Below are 16,725 nucleotides of genomic sequence, written 5' to 3' on the forward strand. Positions count from 1 at the left end.
GCGTGCTCCACGACCAACTTCTTCGCTATAAGAGTCGTGATGTACCTGAGACATCTCGACTGACACGCAACGCTCAGGACATCACGCGAAAAAGCCAATAGAGCGCGGCAGCCAACGCAATGGATGCCGGAAGCGTGAGCACCCAGGCAAGCACCAGGCTTCGCAGGGTGTTCCATTGAAGGCCTGAGCCATTCGCCGCCATCGTGCCGGCGACGCCTGAAGTCAGTATGTGCGTGGTCGATACCGGGAGTCCATATAGGTCCGCCGCCCCGATGGTCAGCATCGCGACCACCTCTGCCGACGCACCTTGGCCGTAGGTCAGGTGTTGCTTGCCAATTTTCTCGCCGACCGTCACGACAATCCGCTTCCAGCCGACCATCGTGCCGAGTCCCAGCGCAATGGCAACCGCGACCTTGACCCATGTCGGGATGAACTTGGTCGCGTGATTGAGTTGCTGCATGTAGCTGTCGATAACCGCTCGATCGTCGGCCGTGAAGGCGGGCTGCTTCGACTTCTCCATCAGACGAATCGCCTCGGATACCAGATACATGCTGTTGCGGACATTGTCGACCAAACTTGGAGGCACTGTACTAATTGACCCCGCTGCTGTGATCTGCTGGGCCACGATATCGGTGAGTTGCTTTACCGCTGGCAGCGTTGCCGGCGTCATCTGACGGCTTCGCACGTACGCTTCCACATCTTCGCGAGGACTCGCGGAAGGGGGCGAGCCGGAAGCGTACCTGCCGAACACGGCCGACGCCTGATGTGCGACCGTCACGAACGCCTGCGTCTGCGCGGGCGTTACCGCCTTGTTCAGGGCATACGCTGTCGGCACCGTGCCTATCAGAATCAGCATGATCAGCCCCATTCCCTTCTGCCCATCGTTCGATCCGTGTGCAAAGGAGACGCCCGTACAGGTCAGAATCAGCAGGCTGCGAATCCACAACGGCGGTGGCTTATTGCCCACCGGTTCAGTGTAGAGCGCGGGGACACGGACCACGGCTTTCAGCACCAACAGCAGCAGGCCGGCGAATAAGAAACCGACGATCGGCGAGAACAGCAGTGATTTGCCGACGCCGAGCGCCTGTGTCCAGTCAACGCCGCTAGTACCGGAGGGGCCGCGCATCAGTTGATTCATCAGACCGACGCCAATGATCGAACCAATCAACGTATGCGAGCTAGAAGATGGTAGTCCGAAGTACCAGGTTGCCAGGTTCCAGGTGATCGCCGCTATCAACAGCGCGAATACCATGGCGAAACCTGCGTGGCCACCCACCTGCAAAATCAGTTCAACCGGAAGCAACTGGAGAATACCGAATGCCACCGCGCCGCTAGAGACCAGTACCCCCGCAAAATTCCACGCGCCCGACCAGAGCACGGCGAGATTCGGCGTCAGCGAGTGCGTGTAGATAACGGTGGCCACGGCATTCGCCGTGTCGTGAAAACCATTGACGAACTCAAAGCCGAGCGCGATCAGCATCGCGAAGCCGAGCAGGACGTAGGGGAATACCGAGCTTTGTTGTACCGGCTCGAGGTCTATTACCAGATGGACGGCGACGAAGGCGACGCCAATCGCGATGATCAGCAGGAAGATCCCCAAACTCGCGCTACGGGTGCGCTCACTGACCGCACTTGTCTGAGGAAACATGAGATCAGGCATGATCTTTTCCCGTAGCCGCTGACTTGCTATCGTACAACTCGCCTTTGTAATGCTCCGTGAAGGATTTATGGCATTTATTTTTCGGATACCTTTCCATCGTATGTGACGCTGTGCAAAAAACCCTCGATAACGTTCTTGTCTTGAGCCGATAAGAGACAGATTGAGTTACCGCCCTAATCGTCTAGCGCCGGCGAAGCTGCTGCCGCAATGCTGAATCGGCATGGAACTCTGCAGCCGCGGGTCAGGCGTTGAGGCCCGCCAGCGTGTCGCCAATGCAATCCAGCAACGCGACAGTCATCGAGTTCTTCGGGGTCTCCTGCAGCGTCGCCAGACCTATCTCGAACGGCAGCGCGGGTTCGAATGGCTTGATAACAAATCCTTCCGATGGACAGCACGCCGCAAGCACCTGGGTGACGATCGTCACACCCATGCCTCGCGCAACCATGGCGCAGGCCACGCCAACCGAATGGACTTCTGCCAGTACGCGCGGCGTGATGCGGGCGCGGCGGAAAGCCATATCGACTTCGCGCCTGTGCCGGCTTTGCCGCCCGAGCAAGATCAGCGGCACAAGTTCGAGATCCAGCGCGCTGATCTTGTCGAGCGCGGCCAGCGGATGATCGAAGGGTACGACGCAAGCAGACTGCGAAGGAAACACGCGATGAACTCGCAAACCGGGCAGGCGTTCCGGCATTTGTACGAAAGCCAGATCGACTTCCCGGCTTAAGAGCGCGCGCTCGCCTTGTCCATAGGTGCCTGACAAAACCTCGAGCACGGCATCCTCGTGCGCCTTGCAGAACATCCCCATGATTTGCGGCATGGCGTGCTGGGCGAACGTGTTCGGCACCATCGCTCGAACCAGTTTTCGCTGCATTCCGCCAAGCCGCAGTTGCTGCGCATGGCGCCGCAAGCAATGCGAGCCGTCGAGCAAAGTCCTCACTTCATCGACTAAAGCGGCGCCTTCGCGCGTCAGGGTAAGCCTGCCTTGTTCCCGCACAAAAAGTCTGATCCCGAGGTCTTCTTCCAGTTGCCCAAGCAGCCTGCTGACAACCGATTGCGAGATTTCCAGGCGCTGAGCCGCGGCTGTGGTGGTCCCGAAGCTTGCCACCGCTTCGAACGCTTCGATCTGTTTGAGGTTCATCCTTCCTCGTACATAGGAGTATGCAGATTCAGCATAGTGTTGCATCCAAAAATTGTCGGCCTAATTATCGCGAAACTGAACGAGATTTGCCGGGACGTTTGGACCGGCGAGATCACAGGGTTCGCGAAACTTAACGCTCGAGGGTTGTTACGCAATGATCGGTTTCATCATCCATCGGTTTGTACAGAGTGTCGGCATCCTGATGCTGACCTCGGTACTTGTTTTCTGCGGCGTGTTCGCCATTGGCGACCCGATCCAGATTCTCGTGCCCGCCGACGCAAGCCCGGCCGAAATGGCGCAAGCAGTGCACTCGCTGGGTCTGGACCAGCCGATGTGGAGGCAATACATGCTGTTTATAGAACACGCGCTGCATGGCGATCTTGGCCGGTCGTTCGTGTTCAACCAGCCATCGATCCAACTCATCATGGAGCGCCTGCCGGCCACGCTCGAGCTGGCAGTCGTGGCGCTCGTCCTGGCGTTGATGGTTGGGCTGCCACTTGGATTGCTGGCCGGCATGAAGGCCAATTCGCCCGTCGACCGCGTAATCATGAGCGGCTCGATCCTCGGCTTCAGCCTGCCGAACTTCTGGCAGGGCATCATGCTGGTGCTGATTTTCTCGGTGACGCTGGGCTGGTTGCCTTCGGCGGGGCGAGGTCATCTTGGAACCCTGCTCGGCATCCACACCAGCCTCGCGACGCGCGATGGATTGATTCACCTGATCCTTCCGGCGCTGAATCTCTCACTCTTCAAGATGTCGCTCGTCACCCGGTTGACGCGCGCCGGTGTCCGGGAAACCTTGCCTCTCGACTACGTGAAATTTGCCCGCGCCAAAGGTTTGCGCGAGCGCCGGATCATTTTTGTTCACGTGCTGAAGAACATCATGATCCCGATCGTCACCGTGGTCGGCATGGAGTTCGGCTCGCTGATCGCGTTTGCTACGGTGACCGAAACCATCTTCGCGTGGCCGGGCGTGGGCAAGCTGATTATCGACAGCATCATGCGGCTCGATCGTCCCGTGGTCGTGGCGTACCTGCTGATTGTGGTCGCCATGTTCACGCTGCTGAATCTGCTGGTAGACATCATCTATTCGCTGCTCGATCCGCGCGTGCGTCTGGGAGGTGCCTGACATGAGCACGCTCTCGAACATCCTTCCACGCTGGACCACTAGCCGCGATACGCGCACAGGGCAGGCATTGCGCGGTTTGTTCGGCCGTCCCGCCGTTGCGCTCGCGTCGCTGACCTGCATTGCGCTGATCATCGTGGCGATCTTCGCGCCATGGCTCGCGCCGCAGAATCCGTACGACCTGGCCGTGCTCGACATTGTCGATGGCAGGCTGCCTCCCGGCGCGCGCGGCCATCTCGGACATTTGTTCCTACTGGGCAGCGACGCACTCGGCCGCGATATGTTCGCCGCCATGATGTTCGGACTTCGCACCAGTCTTGGCGTTGGCATTTCCAGTGGCGCGTTTGCGCTGATCGTGGGCACCACGCTTGGACTTGTGGCGGCATATTTCGGCGGCTGGATCGACACGCTGATCATGCGTACGGTCGACCTTATGCTCGGCTTCCCGACCATCCTCGTTGCGTTGATGACGCTCGCCATTCTCGGCCAGGGCGTGAGCAAGGTGATCCTCGCGCTCGTGATCGTGCAATGGGCGTACTTCGCCCGCACGGTGCGCGCGGTCGCGGCCGTCGAAAGCAAGAAGGAGTACATGGAGGCGGCGTTATGCCTGGGTTTCAGTCATCGGCGCGCGCTCTTCAGCCAGTTGCTGCCCAACTGCCTCGCGCCGGTCATTGTGATTGCGATGGTGCAGGTTGCCGCCGCCATCTCCGCCGAGGCAACGCTGAGCTTCCTCGGGATCGGATTGCCCGTGACGCAACCGTCTCTCGGCTTGTTGATCGCGAACGGCTACCAGCAGTTGCTTGCCGGCTTCTACTGGATCAGCGTCTTCCCCGGCGTGCTGCTGGTCGTGCTCGTCTTCAGCATGAACATGGTCGGCGACGGCCTGCGAGAGACGCTCAATCCGCGCCTGCAGAAATAGGAAACCTCATGTCTTCAGTCACTCCTACTTTATCGGTCGAGAAGTTGCAGACCCATTTCTTTACGGCGGCGGGCGTTGCCAAAGCCGTTGACGACGTGAGCTTCGATGTCTATCCCGGCGAGGTCGTCGGCCTTGTCGGCGAGTCGGGATCGGGGAAATCGATCACCGGCTTTTCGATCCTCGGTTTGATCGATGCGCCGGGACGCATTGTTGGTGGACGTGTTCTGTTCAAGGGCGTGGATCTGACAAGCTACAGTCCTGAGGCGTTGCGGCAACTGCGTGGAAATCGCATCGCGATGATTTTCCAGGATCCGATGATGACGTTGAATCCCGTTCTTCGCATCGATACCCAGATGATCGAAACCGTGCGCGCTCATGCATCGGTGTCGAAACAGGCCGCTCGCGAACAGGCGCGCGAGGCGCTCGCGGCGGTCGGCATTCCCGCGCCTGACGAACGGCTCAAGGCGTATCCGCATCAGTTGTCGGGCGGCATGCGGCAGCGCGTGGCGATCGCGATTGCGATGCTGCACAAGCCGGACCTGATCATTGCCGACGAACCCACGACCGCGCTCGACGTCACCATCCAGGCGCAGATCCTCGCGCAGATGCAGAAACTGTGCGCGCGCTCGAACACCGCGATGGTCTGGGTCAGCCACGATCTCGCGGTGGTGGCAGGACTGGCCGATCGCATCTGCGTGATGTATGCGGGACGCGTGGTCGAGACCGGCGATGTCGACACGATCCTGGAGCGCCCGCAACATCCGTACACGATCGGCTTGCTGGGCTCCGTGCCCGAGAACGTGAAGCGCGGCGAGCCACTGATGCAGGTTCCGGGCGTTGCGCCTTCAGCGCTTGCGTTGCCTGCGGGTTGCGCCTTCTCGCCGCGATGCAGGTACGTTACCGATACCTGCCGAACGCAAAAGCCGCCGGTGTTCGTGGCGGGCGGCAATCATTCCCACCGATGTTTTCATCCCGTTGAGCGAGTCGCAGTATGAGCATGCAAGTTCTTATCAGGGCCGATCAGGTGTCGCGCCGTTTCGTGAAGCGCTCGAGCTACGCGGAGCGCATTGCGCAGATGCTGGGCGCCAAGCCCGTGTCTCACACGGTCCATGCGGTGGACACCGTGAACCTGGAGATTCATCGCGGAGAAGTAGTCGGGCTGGTCGGTGAGTCCGGCTGCGGCAAGTCGACGTTCGGCCGCATGCTGGCGGGCGTGGTACCGCCTTCGTCGGGAACCATTCAGGTAAGCAATGCCGGCGGTGCGAACGCAACCGTTCTTGGCTCGCGCGGCAGGCTTGCCCACAGGCTCGCAACGCAAATGATCTTTCAGGACCCCATGTCGTCGCTCAATCCGCGCAAGCGGGTGCGCGAGATTATCGGTGAGGCGCCGCTTGTGCATGGCATGGTGAAGCGGCGTGATCTGGATGATTACGTTGTCGATGTGATGGAACGCGTCGGCTTGAATCCCGATGTCAGGCAGCGCTATCCGCATCAGTTTTCCGGCGGGCAGCGACAGCGCGTCAGCATTGCGCGAGCGTTGGCGGTGAAGCCCGATTTCCTGATCTGCGACGAATCGATCGCGGCGCTCGATGTCTCGATCCAGGCGCAGATCATCAACCTGTTCATGCGGCTGCGCGGTGATCTGGGACTGACGTATCTTTTTATCAGCCACGATCTCGGGGTGGTGGAACATATCAGCGACCGCGTCGCGATCATGTATCTGGGACGGATCGTCGAGACCGCGCCTACGGCTGATTTGTTCGCAAGGCCGCTGCATCCGTACACGGTTGCGCTGTTGGATCAGGTGCCGCGTTTATCGAATAGAAAGCGTGTGTTTGAATCGATCAAGGGCGAGATTCCGTCGCCGCTTGCGCCGCCGAAGGGTTGCCATTTCCATCCTCGCTGTGCGCACGCGATGCCGCGTTGCAGCGTCGAGCGCCCGGAATTAACGCAAGCGGCGAGCAATCACCGGGTCGCATGTCATCTGTTCACGGAGGCGAAATGAATCGCCTTCGGATTGCCGCTGCGTGCGTTCTGATCGCTGCATGCAGCGTCCCGCCGAGCGTGTCCGCCCGCGCGCTGACCATGGCCGTTGCCGCCGAGCCTTCGTCGATGGACCCGCTGTTCTCCCGCACGCAGAACAATCAGCAGGTGGAAAACATCTTCGAGCGCTTGATCGCGCGTGATGAGAACCTGCAAATTCAACCCGGTCTCGCGGTGGGGTGGCGAGTCGTGGATCCGACCACATGGGAATTCAAGCTGCGCCCCAACGTTCGCTTTCACGACGGTACGCCGTTCACCGCGGGCGACGTGGTGTACTCGGTGAAACGCGCGTCGAACGTGCCGAACAGCCCCGCGCCCTTCTCCGGTGCGGTGGCGAATATCGCGTCCATTGACGTGCTCGATCCGCTCACGCTGCGCATCCATACGAAGACCCCTGCGCCCGGGTTTCTCGAACAGATCGGCATGCTGTTCATCGTGTCGCGACATGCGACTGAAGGCCATCAAAGCAACCAGTACGTGTCGCCAGCTGTAGCAGTCGGGACCGGTCCCTACAAACTGAAACGTTGGGTCCCGGGCGATTATCTCGAACTCGTGCGCAACGACGACTACTGGGGCCCCAAGCCGCCATTCGACACCATCACGGTCCGCTTCGTCGCCAACGACGCCGCGCGCATGTCGGCGCTGCTTTCCGGTTCCGTCGACCTGATTGATAACGTCCCGCCGGTCAATGTGCCACGACTCAAGCGCGAGCCGGCTGTGACGCTTTACTCAGGAGCATCGGCGCGGCTGATCTATCTCGCGCTGGACTCGAGCCGCCAGCAGTCCCCGTTCGTTACCGGCCCGGACGGCGAACCGCTGCGAAGCAATCCACTGCGCGATCTACGCGTGCGGCAGGCTATATCGAAGATGATCGATCGGAGCGCCATCACGCAATATCTGCTGAACGGAGCGGGCGTTCCCGCCGGCCAGATCGTGCCGCAGGGAATGGGCGGTTACTCACCGGCGCTGGCAGCCGATACTTATGATCTCGCGGGAGCGAAAAAACTGCTTGCGCAAGCGGGCTATCCGCGAGGCTTCACACTGACGATCCATTCATCCAACGACCGTTTTTCCTCCGACGGCGACGTCGCCCAAGCCATTGGACAAATGCTCGCTCGCGGCGGCATCCGGATCGCGAACGTGGTCACGCAGCCCTACAACGTCTATGCGGGCGCCGCGGCCAAGCAAAGCTACAGCGCCTTCATCTTCAGTTTCGGCAACACCACGAGCGACTCCACTATCGCGCTCTCCAACGTCATGGCGAGCTATTCGCGGAGCGCTGGAACAGGCGCGTTCAATCGCGCCCGCTACTCGAATCCCGCGCTCGATCATGCGCTCGCCGCGGCCAGCGCCAGCTTCGACCCCGAGCAGCGCGAGCGCTTGCTTGAACAAGCGGCAAACGCGGGATTCCGCGATCTCGGCATTGTCCCGTTGTATTTCCCCGAGAATTTTTGGGCGACGCGCAATGGCGTCACGTTTCACCCGAACAAGGCTGAATACACCACGGCAACTTATGTGGGAATCCGATAAAAATGATCGATATGGTTCACAACAACACATTCGACGCTGCATCCGGACAGGACGCAGCTTGCACCGAGTTCATGATCCCCATGCGCGATGACGTGCGCCTCGCCACGGACGTTTACCTGCCGGCAGGTTTTCGTCCGGGTATCGACGCACCATTGCCGACAATTCTCGAGCGCACGCCTTATGGCAAGCGTGAAGTGTCGCGTTCGGAGATCAACCGTGGAAAGCCGGCAGCGTGTCGTGGCGATATTGCCGCGTATTTCGTTGCCCGCGGCTTCGCGGTCGTGTTCCAGGATTGCCGCGGACGGCATGCATCGGAAGGCGAGTTCACCAAGTACCTGTCCGAAGGGCCGGACGGTTATGACACGCTCGAATGGATCACGCAGCAGGAGTGGTCGACGGGCCGCGTCGGCACCATGGGTCTCTCTTATGCAGCACACACGCAAATGGCCGCTGCGTGCATGAATCCGCCTGGCCTCGTGTGCATGGTGATTGACTCGGGCGGCTTTGCCAACAGCTATCAATGCGGCATCCGGCAAGGCGGCGCCTTCGAACTCAAGCAGGCAACCTGGGCGGTGAATCAGGCAAAGGGGAGCCAGGCGGTATTGAACGATCCGTTGCTCAAGGCAGCACTCGATGCGCAAGATCTGAAGGAATGGTTTTCACGCATGCCGTGGCGGCCGGGTCGGTCACCGTTGCGCTTCGTGCCTGAATACGAGCGGTATCTGTTCGATCAATGGACACACGAAACCTTCGATGAATTCTGGCAGCAGCCCGGCATTTACGCAGAAGGCTTCTATGACACCATGGCGCGCGTTCCGACCGTCCTGATGTCGAGCTGGTACGACGCATATGTACGCTCGACCATGGATAACTTCGCGGCCTTGTCGAAGCTCGATCCCGTTGCTGCGCCGACCTATCTGATCATGGGATCGTGGTTGCATGGCGATCGCAATGTGCCGTTCAGCGGTGACGTCGATTTTGGGCCTGCCGCCATGATCGAAGGGCGGATTGCGGAGGACTGGCTTGCGTTTCGCGCGCAATGGTTCGACCGGTGGCTGAAGCCGGCTACATCAGAAGTCACGCAGCCCGATCCTGTTGCAAGGATCTTCCTGATGGGCGGAGGAAGTGGCGCCCGCAACGCGGAAGGACGCATGCAACATGGCGGCGCGTGGATTCAGTCATCGCAATGGCCGCTGGCCGACACGCGCTTCACCTGTTTTTACTTGCGCGAAGGCGGCGTCTTGTCGGAGCAACTACCTGCAGAAGCGGACGCATCTGTTTCGTATGCGTTCGATCCGTCGAATCCTGTCCCTACCATCGGTGGAGCACTGACATCGGGGGCGCCGGTTTTTGAAGGTGGCGCGTTCGACCAGCGCGAAGATGAACGCTTCTTCGGCGCACGCAATCCGGGCGTCCCGCTCGCCGCGCGCAATGACATTGTTGTATTCGAAACGCCGCCGCTGGAAGAAGACATGGCGGTCGTGGGGCCGGTCATCGTGAGGTTGTGGATCTCGTCGGATGCGCCCGATACCGATTTCACCGCCAAGCTGATCGATATGTGTCCACCCAACAGCGATTATCCGGAAGGCTTCGCAATGAACCTGACCGATGGTATTTTCCGCTGCCGTTTTCATAAGTCGTGGAGCAAACCCGAGTTTCTCGAATCGGGCCGCATATATGAAATAAAAATCGAACCCTTTGCGACCGCGAATTTATTCAAGCGCGGGCACCGGATTCGACTGGATATATCGAGCAGTAATTTCCCCCATTTCGATGTCAATCCGAATAGCGGTGAATCACCTGCCCTGGCGCGCGCTCCGCGAATTGCCGTGAATACCGTGTACCTGGGAGCGGACAATCCTTCGCATCTGGTGCTCCCGATAGTGCCTGTCAACGCGCTCAGAGGCCTGGAGGCGCTCGCCGGCCACTAATCCCGCAGTAAGGGCCGGTACTCGCCGGAAAGCCCTCGAAGCCTATGCAGCGGCGCCCGTTCCATCGGGCGTCAGGGACAACTGTCGCCAGATTTTTTCATGCATCAAGCCAGCAGCAAAACTCAAAGCAATCAACTACAGAGGAAGGATCATGCACAAGCACACTCCGCGTGCAATATTGGCCGCGTCGGTAGGACTCGGCTTTATCGCGACGACCGCACACGCTCAATCGACGGTGACGTTATATGGCATTGTCGATGGAGGATTTACTTATACGAGTAATCAGGGTGGCAAAAGTAATTACCAGGCGACGGCCGGAAGCGAACAGGGCTCGCGCTGGGGTCTGATCGGCAAAGAAGATCTGGGCGGCGGCAACGCGGCGATCTTCCGGCTTGAAAACGGCTTCAATTTGCAGACTGGCGTGGCAAGCGCAAATGGCCGCATGTTCGGGCGCCAGGCGTGGGTCGGGTTGTCCAGCGACAAATGGGGCGCAGTGACGTTCGGGCGTCAGTACAACGCGGCACAGGACTCGCTCGAGCCGCTGCAGGTCTCGGCGGATACCTCACAATACGGCACCCATCCGTTCGACACCGACGATCTGAATAATACGTTCCGCACGGATAACTCCGTGAAGTACGTAACGCCGACGTTTCATGGTTTGCAGATCAATTCCATGTATGGCTTCAGCAACAACGCCGGCAACTTTGCGACGAACCGTTCATACAGTGTGGGCGCGTCCTACGCGGGCGGCCCATGGCGTCTTGGTGCAGCGTACGTTCGTCTCGACAATCCCGCGGTCGACACCACCGGTGCAATTCCTTCGGATAACTACTTTACCTTCATCAAAGGCGTGACGAAGCAGCAGATCTATGGCGCAGGCGGTCTCTACGATTTTGGCCGAGCGAGTGTCGGTCTGATGTACACGAGCACGACCTTCGATCTGACACCGGCTTCGCATCACCAGACGTATCAGAACGCGGAGGCCAGCATTCGCTATCAGATTACGCCCGCGCTCAGGGCTGCGCTCGGCGAGACGTATACCGAGGTGTCGGCGAATACCAAGCCTGCGAGTTGGCACTACTGGCAGACTACAAGCGCCTTGCAGTATTTCCTGTCGAAGCGGACTGATGTGTATATCGATTTGATCTATCAACGCTCGAGCGGCGCGGTTGCTGCGATTGAAGGGACATCGGGTGCGTCGAGCAGCCACACTCAGTTCTTGGCTGTCACCGGCATTCGGCAGAAGTTCTAAAAATCTTCCCAGTCTGCGTCACTGTTTTCGACAGTGACGCTCGGTATATTTGGCTAGCGCCTCCGAAACGCATCCAGCGAAGGCAACGCGTTCCCATGAAAATCGAACAACGTGTTGTTGTCCCACTGATCGCCGGCGCCGACTTTCCATCCGACGTTCGGAGTCGGTATCCATTCGGGCTCCCACCAGAACACGCCTTTGCCGTGGCCACCGGGTATCGCCGCCACGATGTCCGTCACCGCACCGAGAAATTGCGCCTGGCCGGCAGGCGTTGGCGGGAAAGTGGACGAGCCGGTATTGGTCATCGCGTTGGGTTCCGAATCGCCGTCGCTGGTCGTCCACGGATACGCGGTCTCGACGACCATCACATCCTTGTCATAGCGCGTCGCAAGATCGTTCGCATTGTTCTGCAGGTCGCTTAGCGAACCTTGCCACTGCGGGTAGTAGGACAGGCCGATCACATCGAACGTGACGCCGCGCTGTGTCGCGCTGTCGAACCACCAGCGGCTCGTCGCATTGTTGCCGCCACTGTCGAGGTGCAGCATGACCTTGATGCGCTCATCGACCGATTTGACCGCGTCGTGCCCAGCCTTGAGCAACTGCGCGAGGTTATCCCACTGGTCGTACTTGCCGAGCGGCCATAGCATCCCGCCGGTGATTTCGTTGCCGACCTGAACCCACTCGGGATGCACGCCGTCCCGCTTCAGCATCTCAAGGACATTCGATGTGTATTCGGACAACGCCGTACACGTTTGCACGAGATCCTTGCCGGCCCAATCATGAGGCGGATACTGCTTTCCCGGATCGGCCCACCAGTCGCTGTAGTGGAAGTCGATCAGCACGCGCATGCCGAGCGCGGCGGCACGGCGAGCCAGCGCGCGCACGTGTTCGGCATTGTTGTAACCGGCAGCGGGGCTCTGGTCGGCCGGATAGAAGTTCGGATTGCCAGGATCGTTCCACACCTTGATGCGAATCGAGTCGACCCCGTGGCTCTTCAGAATCAGCAGACAGTCGAGCGGCACGCCGTGCTCGTAAAACTTCGCTCCGTGTGCTTCCAGTTCCAGCAGCGTCGACACGTCTGCGCCCTTCGCAAACCGGTTGTCGCGGCCGAACAACTCCAGTGAACCCGCCACGGCCGGTGCGCCGACCGCCGCGCCAACGCCGAGCGCAGCAGCAGACGCCAGCCATCCCATCATTTCTCTTCTGTTCATCTGTCATCCTCCATTTATTGATTGCCTGCTCCGGGTTGAAGCGCTTAAATCCTTGCCTCCGATACCACCCTCCTCCTGCTGATTCAGCGGGTTTGCGCGTCCCTCCACGCGCAGACCTCGCCAGTTGCAAGCTGCGGCTGCCCGAGCACAAAAGTCGCATTGGCTGGCGCGGGTGCTTGCACTTGCTCCGCTCCGAAGTTGAACGCGAAGGTCAGATCGCTGCGTCGGCGAATGCGCAAGCCGTCAGCCAGCAGTTGCACCTCGATGGCTGCATCTTTCGCCGCCTGCTCCAAAACCGCGCGATGCAACGCGTGCGACAACCACGCCGCCACATAGCGAACCCGTCCGCTGGCGAGGATCGCCGGCCATGCGTCGTTGAACTGCGCATCGACACGTGTCTCGCTATTCGCACGAACGTGTTCACGCCAATGCATCGCAACACCGTGCGTGTCGCCGATACAAACCGCGGGCGCAAGCGTCGGGCGCAGTGTTTCCACCTCGAGCACCTGCATCGGCAATACGCGTTGCAGCGCGCCGGGCGGGAGGCTGGAAGGAATCGCGAATGCAGGTGTCTTCGAGCCGCTCCTCGGACCGAATACCCATTGCGCTGAACTCTGCTCGATCTGGTCGACGAGCGCGTCGTCGATCACGGCAATGCTCGGCACGACCACCAGCCGGTACTGCGTCAGATCGGCTTTGCTCGAGACAATATCGACGTCGAGGCCGAGTTCGCGCAACGCCTCGTAGTAATCGAACACCAGTGTCTGGTAGTCGAAGGTTTTGCCATGACGCTGAATCTCGAACATCCACTGCGTCTCGTAGTCGAACACAACGGCGGTGGCTGCGCGGGCCGGTGCCCCGAGTCCGGACAGCGCAGCCGATTCCGCAATCTCGCGCGCCGCCTGCTGCACCTCGAGGCCGCCTGGCGACAGTTCGTTGTTCGGCAGATTGAGCCCGGAATGCATCTGCTCCTGCGCATACGGGCACTGGCGCCAGCGGAAATACGACACCAGTTCCGCGCCGTGCGCGAACGCCTCGTAGGCCCAGAGCCTGACCATGCCCTTCGCCGGCACCGGATTCCACGTTGCCCAGTTCACCGGTCCGGCCTGCTGCTCCATCACCCAGAAACGTCCTGCGCCGATCGCCCGGTAGCGATCGTGGTCGAACGCAGAGACGTCGGGATGCGCGGTGCGTGCGTAACGGGCCTTCTGCTCTTCGGGCAGCGCGATCGATTCGGTTCGCGCGATCGGATAGCTGTCCCATGCGGCCACATCGAGCGCGTTGCCTTCGGCAAACCGGTAATGATCGAACGTTGTGAAAAATCCCATGAAGTTATGCAACAGGTCGGCCGCGGGCGCATGGCGCCGCAGCACCTCGATCTGCTCGCGATGGAAGCTTGCCACCTCATCCGACATGAAGCGGCGGAAGTCGAGCAGATGGATCGGATTGGCGTCGGTGGGCGTGAGGTTCGGCAAGCCGATCGCCTCGAATGACGAATACTCCATGCTCCAGAACACATTGCCCCACGCGTCATTCAGCGCATCGACGTTCTCATAACGGCGCTTGAGCCACGCGTGAAAGCGCGTTAGTGCGGCGCTCGAATAACTCGGCACGGTATCGTGACAGCCGAGTTCGTTATCGGTCTGCCACGCGACAATAGAGGGATGCTGTCCATAGCGCTCTGCCATCGCGGTGACGAAACGCACGCACTCGCGCCGATAGGTTTCGCTGGAAATGTCGTAGTGGCGGCGCGAGCCGAAATTCCAGCGCACGCCGTCCGCACGCACCGGCAACACGTCCGGGTGCGCGTCGATCAACCATTTCGGCGGCGACGCGGTCGGCGTGCCCAGCACGAGTTTCAGTCCCGCAGCCGCCAGTGTATCGATGGCTTCATCGAGCCATTCCCAGACGAATTCTCCGGCGCGCGGCTCCATCCGGCTCCACGCGAATTCAGCAATCCGCACATGCGTAATGCCGAGTTCGGCCATACGCCTTGCATCGTCGGCCCACATCGAGCGTGGCCATTGTTCCGGGTAATAACACACACCAAGTTGCATGAGAGAGTCTCGCTGGTAGATAACGGCAAACGGGCGATCAGCCCTTGCTTGCACCGAAAGTAAGGCCTGCGACGAAATGCTTTTGCATCGCGAAGAACATCAGCACGGAGGGCAGCGCGGCCAGCACCGAGCCGGCGGCGACCAGGTTCCACGCGGTTGTCCATTGCCCTTTGAGCGCGGCGACGCCCACTGTGATCGGCGCGGCCTCGTCGCCTTGCGTGAGGCACAGCGCCCAGAAGTAGTCGTTCCAGACAAACGTGAACACGAGGATGCCGAGCGCAGCGAGCGCGGGCCGGATCAGCGGCAGCACGATACGCAAGTAGATGGCCCATTCGCTCGCGCCTTCCACGCGCGCGGCCTCGATCATCTCGAACGGCAACTGCTTGATGAAATTGCGCAGAAACAGCGTGCAAAAGCCGGTCTGGAACGACACATGGAAAATCACCAGCGCCCACACGCTATTGAACAGGCCCACTTTCAGCGCCATGTCGCGTACCGGGATCATCAGTATCTGGATCGGCACGAAGTTGCCGGCGACGAACGCGAATAGCACGGCGGTGTTGCCCGGGAACCGGTAGGTAGCCAAAGCAAAACCCGCCATCGACGCCAGCAGGATCGCGCCGAACACCGACGGCACCGTGATCAGCACACTGTTGGCGAAGTAATGAAGCATCGGCGTTTGCGTGAGCGCGGTGCCGTAGTTTTCGATCAGCGCGAAATGCTTCGGCCAACCCCAGTAGTCGCCTTGCGACAGTTCGTCCGAAGAGCGGATCGACGTGACGAGCACGGCCAGCATAGGCAGTAACCACACCAGCAGCGCGAGTGGCAGCGACGCTTTGTACAGCGCGCGGTTGAGCGGTTTCCAGCGTTCAACGGGAAGCGGATACATGGCACGTGACTCCTGGAAATCAGCGTTCTTCGCGCAGCATGCGGCGCAGATGGAACACGATGTAGACGAGCATGATGGCGAACAGCACGACGGCGATTGCCGCGGAATAGCCTTCGCGGTAGTACTTGATGGCCTGGTCGTACATGTAATAGGCGAGCACGGTGGAGCTGTCGAACGGACCGCCGCCACTCATCACGGCAATCAGGTCGAAGCTGCGCAGCGCGCCGATCACGGTCAGCACCACGGCCATGAAGGTAGCGGGCCGCAATTGCGGCAGGATCACGTGCCACAACAGACGCACGCCCCTCGCACCCTCCATGCGCGCCGCTTCCACGACTTCTGGATTGATGGAGGTCAGGCCCGTGAGGTACAGCACCATGCAAAAAGGCGTCTGCGGCCAGAGCGCGGCGAAGATGATGCCGAAGGTCGCGGTATGGGGATCGCCGAGCACTGGAATTCCGTGGCCGACGAACAGGCGCAGCAGGCCGAAGGTTGGGTCGTAGAACCAGCTGAACACGAGTCCGACGACCACGCCCGAGAGTACGAACGGCGCGAAGAACAGCGACTTGACGACCCGCATGCCGCGCATCTGCTGGTTCAGGTATAGCGCGAACGCGAGGCCGAGCGGCGGCGCCAACAAGAAAAACGCAAGCCAGATCAGATTGTTTTTAAGCGCCGTGTAGAACGTGTCCGAGTGGAACAGCTCGATGTAGTTATCGAAGCCTGCGAACGTCTTCGGTGTCATTCCATCCCAGTTGTAGAAGCTGAGCGAAATGCTGCTGATGATCGGGTAGACCACGCACAGGCAAAACAACGCACAGCCCGGCAACAGGAAGAAAAACGCGGCGCGGTGCTGATGACGGCGTGTCGTCGAGACGTGGCGGTGCTGAGCCGCCGGTAACCGGCGCGCTGCGGAATGAGACATGATCGGGCCTTGTCGGTAATCGAAGGCGAGCGCCAGCCGTTGATACG

Annotated in this window: 13 protein-coding genes; 7 read left to right on the plus strand and 6 right to left on the minus strand. The window is 60.2% G+C overall.

Features of this window, described 5'->3' with window-relative positions; translation table 11 throughout:
- Window positions 1-73: 73 nt before the first annotated feature.
- Together EOS_RS18215 and EOS_RS18220 are read right to left on the minus strand one after the other, a co-directional pair.
- Window positions 74-1,660: an inorganic phosphate transporter gene (locus EOS_RS18215; protein WP_047848059.1), complete on the minus strand. Its 1,587-nt coding sequence runs from the start codon at window positions 1,658-1,660 to the stop codon at window positions 74-76.
- Between the two features lie 241 nt (window positions 1,661-1,901).
- Entirely contained in the window at window positions 1,902-2,798 is an 897-nt protein-coding gene (locus EOS_RS18220; RefSeq protein WP_047848060.1) for a LysR family transcriptional regulator, read from the minus strand.
- Window positions 2,799-2,952: 154 nt separating this feature from the next.
- Between EOS_RS18220 and EOS_RS18225 the strand changes: the two genes are divergently transcribed.
- From EOS_RS18225 to EOS_RS18255, 7 genes are all read left to right on the plus strand, one after another.
- Window positions 2,953-3,924 (plus strand): ABC transporter permease, encoded by a 972-nt coding sequence (locus EOS_RS18225; RefSeq protein ID WP_047848061.1) that lies wholly within the window; start codon window positions 2,953-2,955, stop codon window positions 3,922-3,924.
- A 1-nt stretch (window position 3,925) separates the two neighbouring features.
- Complete coding sequence (locus EOS_RS18230; RefSeq protein ID WP_047848062.1) at window positions 3,926-4,840, plus strand: ABC transporter permease; 915 nt, start codon at window positions 3,926-3,928, stop codon at window positions 4,838-4,840.
- Between the two features lie 8 nt (window positions 4,841-4,848).
- Window positions 4,849-5,835, plus strand: a complete 987-nt coding sequence (locus tag EOS_RS18235) for an ABC transporter ATP-binding protein (RefSeq protein ID WP_047848063.1) — start codon at window positions 4,849-4,851, stop codon at window positions 5,833-5,835.
- The gene (locus EOS_RS18240; RefSeq protein ID WP_047848064.1) at window positions 5,832-6,845 is read left to right on the plus strand and encodes an ABC transporter ATP-binding protein; all 1,014 of its coding nucleotides are present in this window, start codon (window positions 5,832-5,834) and stop codon (window positions 6,843-6,845) included. Before EOS_RS18235 ends, EOS_RS18240 begins: the two co-directional genes overlap by 4 nt.
- The gene (locus EOS_RS18245) at window positions 6,842-8,413 is read left to right on the plus strand and encodes an ABC transporter substrate-binding protein (RefSeq protein ID WP_047848065.1); all 1,572 of its coding nucleotides are present in this window, start codon (window positions 6,842-6,844) and stop codon (window positions 8,411-8,413) included. Before EOS_RS18240 ends, EOS_RS18245 begins: the two co-directional genes overlap by 4 nt.
- Window positions 8,414-8,424: 11 nt before the next feature.
- Complete coding sequence (locus EOS_RS18250; RefSeq protein ID WP_047848148.1) at window positions 8,425-10,344, plus strand: CocE/NonD family hydrolase; 1,920 nt, start codon at window positions 8,425-8,427, stop codon at window positions 10,342-10,344.
- A gap of 151 nt (window positions 10,345-10,495) precedes the next feature.
- A complete protein-coding gene (locus tag EOS_RS18255) occupies window positions 10,496-11,596 on the plus strand; it encodes a porin (protein ID WP_047848066.1) in 1,101 nt (366 codons plus the stop codon).
- A gap of 53 nt (window positions 11,597-11,649) precedes the next feature.
- Here the strand turns inward: EOS_RS18255 and EOS_RS18260 are convergent, their stop codons facing one another.
- The 4 genes from EOS_RS18260 to EOS_RS18275 form a co-directional block, all read right to left on the minus strand.
- Window positions 11,650-12,807 (minus strand): glycoside hydrolase family 53 protein, encoded by a 1,158-nt coding sequence (locus EOS_RS18260; RefSeq protein WP_047848067.1) that lies wholly within the window; start codon window positions 12,805-12,807, stop codon window positions 11,650-11,652.
- 83 nt (window positions 12,808-12,890) lie between these two features.
- Window positions 12,891-14,864, minus strand: coding sequence for a beta-galactosidase (locus EOS_RS18265; RefSeq protein ID WP_047848068.1), 1,974 nt, complete (start codon window positions 14,862-14,864; stop codon window positions 12,891-12,893).
- Between the two features lie 37 nt (window positions 14,865-14,901).
- Entirely contained in the window at window positions 14,902-15,753 is an 852-nt protein-coding gene (locus EOS_RS18270; protein ID WP_047848069.1) for a carbohydrate ABC transporter permease, read from the minus strand.
- Between the two features lie 19 nt (window positions 15,754-15,772).
- Entirely contained in the window at window positions 15,773-16,678 is a 906-nt protein-coding gene (locus EOS_RS18275) for a carbohydrate ABC transporter permease (protein ID WP_047848070.1), read from the minus strand.
- Between the last annotated feature and the right edge of the window lie 47 nt (window positions 16,679-16,725).

Origin of the sequence: Caballeronia mineralivorans PML1(12) (genome assembly GCF_001028175.1) — a bacterium.
Lineage (GTDB): Bacteria > Pseudomonadota > Gammaproteobacteria > Burkholderiales > Burkholderiaceae > Caballeronia > Caballeronia mineralivorans.

Excerpts from the sequence above, each read along its gene's own strand:
- EOS_RS18220 (WP_047848060.1), bottom strand. The coding sequence starts at position 2,798 with ATGAACCTCAAACAGATCGAAGCGTTCGAAGCGGTGGCAAGCTTCGGG.
- EOS_RS18255 (WP_047848066.1), top strand. The coding sequence starts at position 10,496 with ATGCACAAGCACACTCCGCGTGCAATATTGGCCGCGTCGGTAGGACTC.
- EOS_RS18245 (WP_047848065.1), top strand. The coding sequence starts at position 6,842 with ATGAATCGCCTTCGGATTGCCGCTGCGTGCGTTCTGATCGCTGCATGC.
- EOS_RS18260 (WP_047848067.1), bottom strand. The coding sequence starts at position 12,807 with ATGAACAGAAGAGAAATGATGGGATGGCTGGCGTCTGCTGCTGCGCTC.
- EOS_RS18250 (WP_047848148.1), top strand. The coding sequence starts at position 8,425 with ATGGTTCACAACAACACATTCGACGCTGCATCCGGACAGGACGCAGCT.
- EOS_RS18275 (WP_047848070.1), bottom strand. The coding sequence starts at position 16,678 with ATGTCTCATTCCGCAGCGCGCCGGTTACCGGCGGCTCAGCACCGCCAC.
- EOS_RS18230 (WP_047848062.1), top strand. The coding sequence starts at position 3,926 with ATGAGCACGCTCTCGAACATCCTTCCACGCTGGACCACTAGCCGCGAT.
- EOS_RS18215 (WP_047848059.1), bottom strand. The coding sequence starts at position 1,660 with ATGCCTGATCTCATGTTTCCTCAGACAAGTGCGGTCAGTGAGCGCACC.
- EOS_RS18240 (WP_047848064.1), top strand. The coding sequence starts at position 5,832 with ATGAGCATGCAAGTTCTTATCAGGGCCGATCAGGTGTCGCGCCGTTTC.
- EOS_RS18270 (WP_047848069.1), bottom strand. The coding sequence starts at position 15,753 with ATGTATCCGCTTCCCGTTGAACGCTGGAAACCGCTCAACCGCGCGCTG.
- EOS_RS18235 (WP_047848063.1), top strand. The coding sequence starts at position 4,849 with ATGTCTTCAGTCACTCCTACTTTATCGGTCGAGAAGTTGCAGACCCAT.
- EOS_RS18265 (WP_047848068.1), bottom strand. The coding sequence starts at position 14,864 with ATGCAACTTGGTGTGTGTTATTACCCGGAACAATGGCCACGCTCGATG.
- EOS_RS18225 (WP_047848061.1), top strand. The coding sequence starts at position 2,953 with ATGATCGGTTTCATCATCCATCGGTTTGTACAGAGTGTCGGCATCCTG.